Origin of the sequence: Bacillus sp. SG-1 (genome assembly GCF_000181495.1) — a bacterium.
Lineage (GTDB): Bacteria > Bacillota > Bacilli > Bacillales > Bacillaceae_B > Rossellomorea.
In genome coordinates this window covers 20,343-31,178 of record NZ_ABCF01000033.1, presented here as the reverse complement: position 1 = coordinate 31,178, position 10,836 = coordinate 20,343, and the positions used below count along the sequence as shown (strand labels likewise).

Genomic DNA, 10,836 nt, shown 5'->3' with positions numbered 1-10,836 from the left:
AACTTTTTTCAAGCACCTTCCGCCAGAATCCCACAAGCGTGTGTAATCACACCGTTAACTAATATAGCACAATCAATTACAGCAATCAAGAAATTTATTTTTGTTTTTGTCGAAATTTCAATAAAAGTTCGACCTCGGTCACGCCTCTGCCTAATTCTTTAGCAATTTCCTCAAGTGTATACCCTTTTTCTTGAAGAGTTTGTATTTGGTTGTAGACTGAATCTTCCTTTGAAGTAACAGCTGGAGGCTGGTTTGGTTCCTTTTCAAGGCTTGACTCATCTTCTGCTTTTTGTGTATATGCCTTCATCGCGCTCTGACGTTTATAAGAGGCAGCTTTAAATGGAAGATCATCTGGTTCCTTCTCTGATTGGCGGCTCTCAATCTTTAACTCTTTCTCAGCAGCTAGTTTAATTTTTTTAACTTTATTCTGGCTGCTCTCGAATTTTCCTTCTTTTACTGCCTGGAATTGTTGGAGAAACCGTTCATTGTCCTCTTTCATCTCAAGAAGGTAAGATGATATAACGTCTTCCATTTCTTTGACTGCTTTTTCTTGTCGTTTCTCGACTTCTAGCAACCTGTTCTGTCTCGTATAAAGAATGGCAATTGCCAAGAGGGCTGCAATGTTCAAGATAAAAGAAATGAGTATTAAAAATGTTAGCATCTGTTCACCTTAATTTCTTTATTCTGTAGTAGTATTGATCTCCATACGGTTTGAGAACCCCGCTCATCAGGGCAAGTAAGTTGCGAAGCTTGAAGATCGCTTTAGAATGAATCTGGGAAATTCTTGAAGTGGATAAACTCATGACTTCCCCTAATTTCCTGTTAGAGGTCCAGCTCTTTCATAAATAGAAACAGGCCTGGAGCCACCATTTTGTTTCTTTTTTCTGATAAAGACACGGGATATCGTGTCTCTGTTCAATTCCAGCCGATAATTTTCAATTTTTGAGACAAGCTCTGGTTTTCAAGCCATGATACGGTTTGAGATCATCTCTTTTATAGAAAAGGGATGGCTTGTTCATCCATTTTTTCTCTATTCTGGAAGGCTGTCTCTCATCTCTATGGACAAGGGACGGTTGCCCAGGAAAGTATTCGGTTCAATCCGTCTCTGGTATATACTTCCCCTTCCTCCATCTGCATTTCCTGAGCAATCTCCTCAGGAGTTACATGACGGAGTAATTCTTGTTCGAGCGACTCGATTTTCGCTTCAATTTTCTTCGCCCTCTCCCTCGTGGAGCGGGGAAGCCAATCCTCTTTTCTCAGGCCGTCAATGATGGATCCCCTTACCCTGAAAGATGCATAAGTATCAAATTTAAGGTCTCTCGAGGGGTCGAATTTCTCCAGTGCATCCAGAAGTCCCATAAGGCCCAGGCTTTTCAGATCTTCTCGTGACACATTTTTAGGCAGGCCCACCGAAATCCTTTGAACATGATAAGAAACAAGCGGCAAATATTTTTTGACCAGCATATCTCCAGCATGCGGGTCTTTGGATTTTTTCCATAGATCCCAATACTTTTGTTCGTCTGCTGTAGAGGGCTGAGACATGTTACTCCTCCTCCCGGTATTCAAGATTGGCTATATTAGCAAATGATAGTAAATTATCGGTTGAATATGGAGTTAAATTTATTCATCTTTTAGCAGCGTACGGATGACTGCTGCCATCTCTTCTTCATTATATTGCTTACTCTCACCGAGTTTTGTTTCGTTTATATTCTTTCTATGTGTACGGTTTTCATCCTCTGCATTTCCCTCTTCTGCCTCAGGCACTGCCATTCCCATTTGTATCAATACCCGTATTCCGAACATCAGGATGAAAAAGGAGCCTGCAGCAAGGAAAGATCCTGTAAGGACATCCCTTGGGCTTCCTGTCTGGAACGATAGAAAAAAATACAGACTGAAACCCGCTATAGAAAAGGCAAAGTTCCAAAAAAGGCTTCCTGCCATCATATATCCTTGATTCCCATATTAACCGTCCTTACGTTCAATAAGAAATTTCCAAGGTGAAATTCAATTGTTCTTCCATTATTGCCCCCGGTATCTTCAGCGACCAAAGGAATACCAAAACTTTCAAGTGCTTGTTTTACCGCTTCCACGTTTCTAGGCCCGATCCTCATTAATTCACTTCCAGAGGTCAATTGAAACATTTGAGCCCCGCCTGCGATCTTTGCTTTGAACCTGTTTGACCTGCCTCCCTGATGAGTCATGATCTTCACCAGTTCAGCAACTCCCGTGTCAGCAAATTTAGCCAGATTGAAACCGTTATCTTTGGCGAGACTTGAAGAAGGCAGCATGATATGAACCATCCCAGCAAGGGGCAGCCCTTCATCGTAGACGACGACTCCTACACAAGAACCTAATCCTGACGTCCTGATAGATTGACCGCCTTGTGCAATTTTCAAATCTGCAATTCCTACTTTAACAACTTCTTTTACTGAATTCACGATTCTACACCCAATGATTTAAAAATAGTATTAAATGATTCAGGGTCGGGAAGCAGGAAAAAATGACCTTTAACACTTTCTGATTCAGTTGTTTCATCATCCTTCAATGCTGTATCTATCACGATGGCAGTGTCGCTGGTTTGTGAAACTTCCAACAGACCAAAACTTATAATGGCACCCACCATATCCACTGACAATGCAGGGACTGATGGATACAGGTTCAGGTTCGTAAAATCACTTAATGAAGAAAGATATGAGCCTGAGAGTATATTTCCAAGTTCCTGCATAGCCGATAACCCAATGTCTGAATAGGGCGGCTGCTCAAATGAAAATTCCATATCCCCTGTCATCTGTTGGATGAAGCGTGATCCCTGTGATAACGGAAGGACAAAAAACATACTTCCAGGAGCTTCCCCCTCAATGCGAAGGAACACACTCACAACCACATTATCGGGACCTCCTGCCATTTCCATCATTTCATCAAAAGCAACGACTCTGACCTGAGGAACCTTCATATCAATCTTCTTATCCAATAAAGTGGAAAGCGCCGTTGCAGCATGCCCCGCACCGATATTTCCTATTTCTTTCAGTATATCAAGGTGAAGGCTGGTTACCTTTTGTTCGAATCCCATAAGTCAATAACCCCAGTTTGATAGAATTGATTAAATAGTAAATTTCAAGGCCGGATGCACTCCGGCCCTGCCTGTTAAATCTGTCAGTTCAGGACTTCCTCTAAATCCAATAGTACGAGAAGTCTCTTTTCCAACTTAGCAACTCCACTGATATAATCAGCACCAACAGCTCCGACCACTTCAGGTTGAGATTCAATCGCCTCTGCAGGAATATCCAGCACATCATTGGCGGCATCAACTACAAGTCCTACTTCCATTTCGTTACTGCCGGCTATGATGACTCGGGTATTATCTGAATGTTGCTCTTCAGGAAGCGAGAACCGGCTTCTAAGATCGATGACAGGTGTAACCACTCCACGGAGATTGATAACACCTTTTACAAAAGGAGCCGCTTTTGGAACACGTGTTATATGTTCGACTTTCTCAATTGAGCGTACCTGGCTGACAGGTATTGCATATTCTTTTTCCATCAGTTGAAAGACAATCACTTTCAAATCTGCAGCAGTTGTTGCACTATCACTCATGACCTTGGCCTCCTTTTATTTAATTAATGCATTGCAATCTACAATTAAAGCTACCTGACCGTCACCGAGGATGGTCGCACCTGAAATCGCAAAGACATCAGTAAGATAATTTCCAAGTGATTTCAGAACTACCTCTTGCTGGCCGATGAATGAATCGACAACCAGACCGGCCATTCTGTCTCCCTTTCGAACGATGACTACCGAGTAGAAATCATCCCCTTCTTGCTTGGGAATTTCAAATACATCCTCCAAGAACAGCAATGGAACTACTTTCCCTCTGAAATCGATCACTTTTTGATTGTGCGCGTTTAGAATATCTTCTTTTTTGATTATGGCCGTTTCTATGATGGAAGATAACGGAATAGCGTACTTTTCTTTTTCCACTTCCACCAGCATAACGGAGATGATGGATAATGTAAGTGGGAGCTGAATCGAGAATGTGCTTCCTTCTCCCAGCACTGAATCAATTGTGATAGAACCGCCCAATGATTCGATGGTTGCTTTCACAACATCAAGACCAACGCCTCTTCCTGATATATCAGAAATGGTTTCTGCGGTAGAGAAGCCGGATGCCAATATTAATTCATAAACTTGACGGTCGGTTAATGCAGCTGCCGATTCTTCAGTTACAATCCCCTGAGAGATTGCTTTTTTCAATACTTTTTCCCGGCTTATTCCACCGCCATTATCCGAAATTTCAATGAAGACATGATTACCGCTGTGGTAAGCCTTCAATGTTACTGTACCTTCTTCAGGTTTTCCATTCTGCCTGCGGATTTCAGGAGCTTCAATGCCGTGGTCGATGGCGTTTCTCAGCAGATGAACGAGCGGATCACCAATTTCATCTATGACTGTCCGGTCGAGTTCTGTTTCTGCACCGATGATTTCCAATTCGATCTTTTTGTTAAGATCCCTGGCAAGCTGCCTGATCATACGCGGGAATCTATTAAACACTGTTTCAACAGGTACCATTCGCATATTAAGAATGATATTTTGCAAGTCTCCTGATATTCTCGACATTCTTTCAACGGTTTCATTCAATTCGGGATGGTTAAGCTCTTTTGATATTTGCTCGAGTCTTCCTCTGTCTATGACAAGCTCTTCAAACAAGTTCATCAGTATATCCAGACGTTCAATGTTTACCCTGATTGTCTTATTACCCGTGTTTGCTTGCTTAGAAGGTGCTGATTCCTTTTTTTCCTCTTTCTTGACAACCGGAACCGATGCTACGTTCGCTTGTTTTCCCGTCACGCGATCAGTTGCATCCTCAGTTGAAGCAGAAGGTTGTTCAGTAATTTGAGAATCACTTTCTTTACCCTTCTCCAGATCCACAAGGCGGACATCAACTTTATGTACCTCTGAGACTTTCATCACTTTTTTCTTGATGTCTTCTTGAGAATCTTTCGAGACGATGCTTACAAGAAAGTCCTGGTCAAAATTTTCTTCTTCCAACACATCCACTGCCGGAACTGATTTTATGACTTCCCCGCACTTTTCCAGAACTTCGAAGACCATGAAAACTCTAGCAGCTTTTAATAGGCAATCTTCCCTTAAGGATACCGAAATTTCAAAACACTGAAACCCCTGCTCTTTAGATTGTTCAATGACTGTCCGCTCGAACTGATCGTATTGGGCAGTATGAGTATTGGAAGGTTCAGCTTCCAATACGGCAGCAGCCGCTTCACTCTGGGCTTGGAGGTTGTCCAAAGATTCACCTTTTTCTATGAGCGCCAATTTTTTGACAATCTCCGTGACGTCACGTTTTCCATCTCCACCTTCGGCAATTGACATCACCATTGCTTCAAGGTCGTCCACTGCCATGAATACCACATCAAGAATGAGTGAAGATACTTGTATCTTACTGTTACGGATAGCATCCAAAACATTTTCCATCTGATGCGTCAAGCTGGCCAGATCTTCATAACCCATAGTTGCTGCCATGCCTTTTAAAGTATGCGCAGACCTGAATATTTCATTAACTATTGCCAGGTTTTCAGGATTTTTTTCCAGCTCAAGCAATTGCTCATTACATGTTTGTAAATGTTCTTTACTTTCCTCAATAAACACCTCTAAATACTGATTCATATCCATGTTCTTCACACCTCTCTAGGCATATACTTCATTATGCAGCCAGCGATATTTTCTATAGATTGTATTTCATCTACCAGATTTGTAGATATGGCAGCTTTAGGCATTCCAAAAACAATACAGGACTCTTCGGACTCTGCGATCGCTTTCACTTTGCCGCTACCCTTCAATTTTACCAGACCTTTAGACCCATCAGAACCCATTCCAGTCATTATTACGGCTATCTTGTCATAATTTTTCAACTGGCTTACAGATTCAAACATGACATCCACAGCAGGTCGGTGACCGGCCCTCGGCAGTTCATGTTCATCTAATACCACAAATAAATCGCCTCTTTTTTCCTCTACTTTCAAGTGAAATCCACCTGGAGCGATGTATGCCGTCCCTTTTTTCAACAACTCTCCATCCTCTGCTTCCTTTACTGCGATATCGCTTAGCGTATTAAGGCGATTGGCCAAAGATTTTGTGAAACCCGGAGGCATATGCTGAACGATAAGAATCGGCGCCTGAATTTCTGAGGGAAGGGCAGTCACGACCTGCTGAAGCGCTCTGGGCCCGCCTGTAGAGGTGCCAATACAAATGATTTTCTTAGAAACACGATTCCATGAAACAAGGCTGCTGCCCTTTTGTGACCGATTTCCATTATCTGTATAGAATATTTGCGGCTTAATTTCATTAGCCTTTTTGATCTGACGGATTGACACCCTGCCTGCATTCAGTACCTTGGCAACCAATTCTTCTTTGACTTTGTGCAAATCCAATGAAATAGCACCAGATGGCTTTGCGATGAAATCAATCGCTCCATAATTCATTGCTAAGATGGTATTCTCTGCGCCCTCTTTAGTGGTGGAAGAAAGCATGATAACCGGAAGAGGAGATTTCTCCATAATTGCTTTCAAAGCCTCTATTCCATTCATTACAGGCATTTCAACATCCAATGTAACGACATCAGGCTTAAACTTTTCAATTTTCTCCAATGCATCCTTACCGTTCCGGGCCGTAGCTACCACTTCCAAATGTTCTGAGCTGGATAGAAAGTCTGTAATAAGCTTTCTCATAAAGGCAGAGTCATCAACCACCAGAACTTTTGTCTGCTTCATCAACCTTTCCTCCTGAACAGGATCCTTTTTAAATTTGAAACGAATCCTTTTTTCTCTGTAGGTGTAAATGTGGTAATACCGGCAAGATACTGTTCAAGCACACGGTGTAATGACAATGCAATGGCTGATTGAGGGAAAGAAGTCAGCAATGGAACTTGCTGGGTGACCGCTTTCCTGACGGCAGGATCCTCAGGAAGGATACCAAGAAGATATACATCTTTATTTAAGAATTTCATCATTGCGAGTTTTAACCGATTTAACGTCTCTAGCCCCTCTTTGTCACTTTCCGCTCTATTGCAGATCAAGTAAAAATGCTTGTCCGGATCTTTCATATAAATATACTTCATCATGGAATAGGCATCTGTAACTGCTGTCGGTTCAGGTGTTGTCACAACAAATATGTCTTCCACGGACATCAGGATCTCCAGCGTATGGTAAGCAGCGCCAGCCCCCATGTCAAACACAATATAGTCATATGAATGAACAAGTTCTGAAAGAGCATTCAACATCCTATCAATATCAATATCGTCCCATTCGACGATGTTCTGAAGTCCATTCCCGGCACTTATATAAGAAGTTCCTGCCTCATCAGTAAAAATGATATTCTCAATGTCAGTTCCAGGACTGTTTATAAAATCGGATATTGTCTTATCAGGCTGTTTGCCTAGGATAATGTGAATATTTCCCATTCCAATATCCATGTCAAATAACAGGACTTTCTTGCCTTGTTTCTGCAAAGCAAGGGAAATGTTAACTGCAAAATTTGATTTACCTACTCCACCTTTTCCGCTGACCACTGCAATCGTTTTAGCGTTCCTGGACTGTGCTTCAAGAATCTTTAATCTTAGTCCTTGTGCTTGATCTATCATTTGACCTTACCTTCCATCACTAAATCAACAATTCCTTTAGGGGAGGCTTCTGAAATATCTTCCGGCACACTTTGTCCCGCCGTAATATAAGCCGCACCTTTTTCTTCATTTCTCAAAATATTGTACATAGTTCCGTAACTTGATGTTTCGTCTACTTTTGAAAAGATGAACTTCTCAATTGGTACAGTTGAGAAGTTGTGGATTATTTGATTCAAATCTCTTTCTTTAGCAGTCATGGATAATACAAGGAACGTTTCCATGTCATTTTTGAAATCAATCATCTTTTCGAGATCTTTTACATATTTTTCTTCCCTGAAATTCCGGCCTGCAGTATCAATGAAAACCATATCATAGTCTTTAAACTTTTCGATGGCCTTTTGAAAATCCTCCAGTTTATAAACCACTTCAAGTGGAACATTTAACAGCTGGGCATATGTCTTTAATTGTTCAATGGCAGCAATTCTATAGGTATCAGTCGTAATGAATGCAATTTTTTTTCGTCTTTCAAGCACAGCTTCGTAGGCCATTTTTGCAAGTGTAGTTGTTTTGCCGACGCCGGTAGGTCCGATCACATTCACATACTTTTTCTTATAACTGGTTCCTCCAAATGATAATGTCTCCAGTTTGTTTTTCATGAAGTCTGAAACCGTAGATTTCAACTCAGAAGCTGTTAAGCTGTCTTTACTCTCACGAAGGCTTACCAGGTGCTCTGCTGCTTCAAGAATATAATTCTCGTCTATTTCTTGTTCTTTAAGATAAAGCAGGAGATGTCGAATATCCTCCGGATAATGTTCGAAGCCATTATTGGATTTTAATTGCTGAACAATCGACTTCAATTCTGTAATTTCTTTTTTAAATTGCAGGGAACTGTTTCCTTCATCTGTTTTAGCAGACTCTTGAACCGGTACCTGTGCTGGTACTTGTTTTTTTACTTCCTGTTGATATTTCGGGTTTCGTCTTTCTTTGGTCGCCTGCTTCGAATTCGGATCAATGGCTGCAATCACTTCAATATTTTTCTTTTTGAATAGACCAAGGAATCCCCCTGTGTAAATCATCTTTGAATTTAATATGACTGCACCTTCACCTAATTCAGCACGTATCTTCTTCATGGCTTCCGGCATGGTAGGTGCTGTAAACTTTTTTACTTTCATTCAATATTCACCAACCCTAAACTTTGGACTTCAACATTCGCTTCTAACTCGTTGTATGATAATGTCGGCACCTGTGGGAAATACCGTTCAATCAACTGACGGACATACATTCTTATTGCAGGAGAGCATAAAACGATTGGTGACTCCTCCATAAGTGACAATTGCTCCACTTGAGATGCAAGAGCTTCAAGAACTCGTTGAGAATCATTCGGATCCATTGATAAAAAGTTTCCATGCTCTGTCTGCTGTACTGAATCAGCAATCATCTTTTCTATTCTTCCAGACAAGGTAATGACTTTAAGGGTTCCTCCCTGATCAACATATTGAGAAGTGATCTGCCTCGCCAGTGCCTGTCGTACATATTCTGCCAATAGGTCGGTATCAGTACTCATCTTTCCATAATCGGCCAATGTTTCAAAGATGATAGGAAGATTCCTGATAGATACATTTTCTCTTAGTAGTTTTGCAAGTACTTTCTGAACTTCTCCAACTGATAGTGGGTTCGGAGTGACTTCTTCTACCAGGATCGGATATGATTCTTGAAGATGATCGATAAGCTGTTTAGTTTCCTGGCGTCCGAGGAGTTCATGTGCATTGTTTTTAATCACTTCGGTAATATGCGTTGATACAACTGAAGGAGGATCGACCACTGTGTATCCGAAAATCTCCGCCTGTTCTTTCATATCTTCACCTATCCACTTAGCCGGCAGTCCAAAGGAAGGTTCTACTGTATCGATTCCTTCGATAGACTCATCTTCAACACCTGGGCTCATCGCCAGGTAATGATCAAGGAGCAATTCTCCCCTGGCCATTTCATTTCCTTTGATCTTCAATCTATATTCATTTGGCTGCAGTTGAATGTTATCTCTGATACGGACGACCGGGATGACCAATCCAAGTTCAATAGCCAGCTGCCTGCGGATCATGACGACCCTATCAAGAAGGTCTCCACCTTGATTGGCGTCTGCAAGAGGAATCAGCCCATAACCGAATTCGAATTCGATTGGGTCTACGTTCAGAAGGTTAACCACACTTTCAGGACTTTTCATCTCATCCTGTTCTCTTTCTTCTTCCATTTCAATTAAATCTGCTTCCTCTTCTTGTGGAGCCCTGGATAGCATATAACCGCCAATTCCCAATGCAGCTGCTACAGGAATCGTCAGAATATCGTTAATCGGTGTAAATAAACCAAGAAGGAAAATTGTTCCTCCCGCAACATATAACATAGGCGGGAACGCCAGAAGTTGATCGATGATATCTTTACCAAGATTTCCATCAGAGGCGGCCCTTGTTACGACGATACCCGTAGCCGTCGAAATTAATAGCGCCGGAATCTGGCTGACAATCCCATCTCCAACTGTCAGTAATGAGTACCTTGTTGCAGCTTCTCCGATAGGAAGCCCCTGCTGGGTCATCCCTATGATGATACCAAAAATTAAATTCATGAGGACTATGATAATCCCAGCGATAGCATCACCTTTAACAAACTTGGAAGCACCATCCATCGCTCCGTAAAAATCTGCTTCCCGGCTGACCTTTTCACGGCGCTCTTTGGCATCATGTTCAGAAATAATTCCAGCATTCAGGTCTGCATCAATACTCATCTGCTTTCCTGGCATAGCATCCAGCGTGAACCTTGCAGCTACTTCAGAAACACGTTCAGATCCTTTTGTAATAACGACAAATTGGATAATGATTAAAATGATAAAGACGACTAAACCTACAAGAACATTTCCTCCAACAACAAATGTCCCGAAAGTTTCAACGACATCTCCTGCCTCTCCATTACTGAGTATGGAACGGGTTGTCGACACATTCAGACCAAGCCTGAACAGTGTCAATAACAAGAGCAGGGATGGAAAGATAGCAAATTGTAAAGGTTCATTCATGTTCATTGATGTAAGAAGTACCAATAACGCTAATGAAATATTAATAATGATGAGTACACTTAACAGCCAAGGTGGAAAAGGAATGATTAGCATGGCTACTATGAGGATGACACTGAATAGTACGGATAAATCTCTTGCTGACATT

The 10,836-nt window shown here is 41.6% G+C and carries 10 protein-coding genes and 1 pseudogene; all 11 read right to left on the bottom strand.

The annotated features are described in order from the left end of the window. Positions 1-94 precede the first annotated feature (94 nt). The 11 genes and pseudogenes from BSG1_RS12985 to flhA all read right to left on the bottom strand — a co-directional run bounded on the left by BSG1_RS12985 (position 95) and on the right by flhA (position 10,835). Positions 95-661, bottom strand: coding sequence for a hypothetical protein (locus tag BSG1_RS12985; protein WP_006837527.1), 567 nt, complete (start codon positions 659-661; stop codon positions 95-97). A 4-nt stretch (positions 662-665) separates the two neighbouring features. Then, positions 666-1,542: pseudogene (locus BSG1_RS21780) on the bottom strand (sigma-70 family RNA polymerase sigma factor). A 78-nt stretch (positions 1,543-1,620) separates the two neighbouring features. Next, positions 1,621-1,944, bottom strand: coding sequence for a hypothetical protein (locus BSG1_RS12975; protein WP_006837525.1), 324 nt, complete (start codon positions 1,942-1,944; stop codon positions 1,621-1,623). Further along, positions 1,941-2,438: a chemotaxis protein CheD gene (locus BSG1_RS12970; protein WP_006837524.1), complete on the bottom strand. Its 498-nt coding sequence runs from the start codon at positions 2,436-2,438 to the stop codon at positions 1,941-1,943. Before BSG1_RS12970 ends, BSG1_RS12975 begins: the two co-directional genes overlap by 4 nt. Next, a complete protein-coding gene (locus BSG1_RS12965) occupies positions 2,435-3,070 on the bottom strand; it encodes a chemotaxis protein CheC (RefSeq protein ID WP_006837523.1) in 636 nt (211 codons plus the stop codon). The genes BSG1_RS12970 and BSG1_RS12965 overlap by 4 nt, the downstream gene beginning before the upstream one ends. 83 nt (positions 3,071-3,153) lie before the next feature. After that, complete coding sequence (locus BSG1_RS12960; protein WP_006837522.1) at positions 3,154-3,594, bottom strand: chemotaxis protein CheW; 441 nt, start codon at positions 3,592-3,594, stop codon at positions 3,154-3,156. A 15-nt stretch (positions 3,595-3,609) separates the two neighbouring features. Then, positions 3,610-5,685 (bottom strand): chemotaxis protein CheA, encoded by a 2,076-nt coding sequence (locus BSG1_RS12955; RefSeq protein ID WP_006837521.1) that lies wholly within the window; start codon positions 5,683-5,685, stop codon positions 3,610-3,612. A 5-nt stretch (positions 5,686-5,690) separates the two neighbouring features. Next, a complete protein-coding gene (locus tag BSG1_RS12950; RefSeq protein WP_006837520.1) occupies positions 5,691-6,782 on the bottom strand; it encodes a protein-glutamate methylesterase/protein-glutamine glutaminase in 1,092 nt (363 codons plus the stop codon). After that, positions 6,782-7,651: a MinD/ParA family protein gene (locus BSG1_RS12945; protein WP_006837519.1), complete on the bottom strand. Its 870-nt coding sequence runs from the start codon at positions 7,649-7,651 to the stop codon at positions 6,782-6,784. The genes BSG1_RS12950 and BSG1_RS12945 overlap by 1 nt, the downstream gene beginning before the upstream one ends. Further along, complete coding sequence (gene flhF, locus BSG1_RS12940) at positions 7,648-8,802, bottom strand: flagellar biosynthesis protein FlhF (protein ID WP_006837518.1); 1,155 nt, start codon at positions 8,800-8,802, stop codon at positions 7,648-7,650. The genes BSG1_RS12945 and flhF overlap by 4 nt, the downstream gene beginning before the upstream one ends. Continuing rightward, positions 8,799-10,835 carry a flagellar biosynthesis protein FlhA gene (gene flhA, locus BSG1_RS12935; RefSeq protein ID WP_044022867.1) on the bottom strand — a complete coding sequence of 679 codons (2,037 nt, stop codon included), beginning with the start codon at positions 10,833-10,835 and terminating at the stop codon, positions 8,799-8,801. The genes flhF and flhA overlap by 4 nt, the downstream gene beginning before the upstream one ends. Position 10,836: the final 1 nt, after the last annotated feature.

Coding starts and splice junctions, on each gene's coding strand:
- flhA (WP_044022867.1), bottom strand. CDS start 10,835: ATGTCAGCAAGAGATTTATCCGTACTATTCAGTGTCATCCTCATAGTA.
- BSG1_RS12955 (WP_006837521.1), bottom strand. CDS start 5,685: ATGGATATGAATCAGTATTTAGAGGTGTTTATTGAGGAAAGTAAAGAA.
- BSG1_RS12945 (WP_006837519.1), bottom strand. CDS start 7,651: ATGATAGATCAAGCACAAGGACTAAGATTAAAGATTCTTGAAGCACAG.
- BSG1_RS12965 (WP_006837523.1), bottom strand. CDS start 3,070: ATGGGATTCGAACAAAAGGTAACCAGCCTTCACCTTGATATACTGAAA.
- BSG1_RS12975 (WP_006837525.1), bottom strand. CDS start 1,944: ATGATGGCAGGAAGCCTTTTTTGGAACTTTGCCTTTTCTATAGCGGGT.
- BSG1_RS12950 (WP_006837520.1), bottom strand. CDS start 6,782: ATGAAGCAGACAAAAGTTCTGGTGGTTGATGACTCTGCCTTTATGAGA.
- BSG1_RS12960 (WP_006837522.1), bottom strand. CDS start 3,594: ATGAGTGATAGTGCAACAACTGCTGCAGATTTGAAAGTGATTGTCTTT.
- BSG1_RS12985 (WP_006837527.1), bottom strand. CDS start 661: ATGCTAACATTTTTAATACTCATTTCTTTTATCTTGAACATTGCAGCC.
- flhF (WP_006837518.1), bottom strand. CDS start 8,802: ATGAAAGTAAAAAAGTTTACAGCACCTACCATGCCGGAAGCCATGAAG.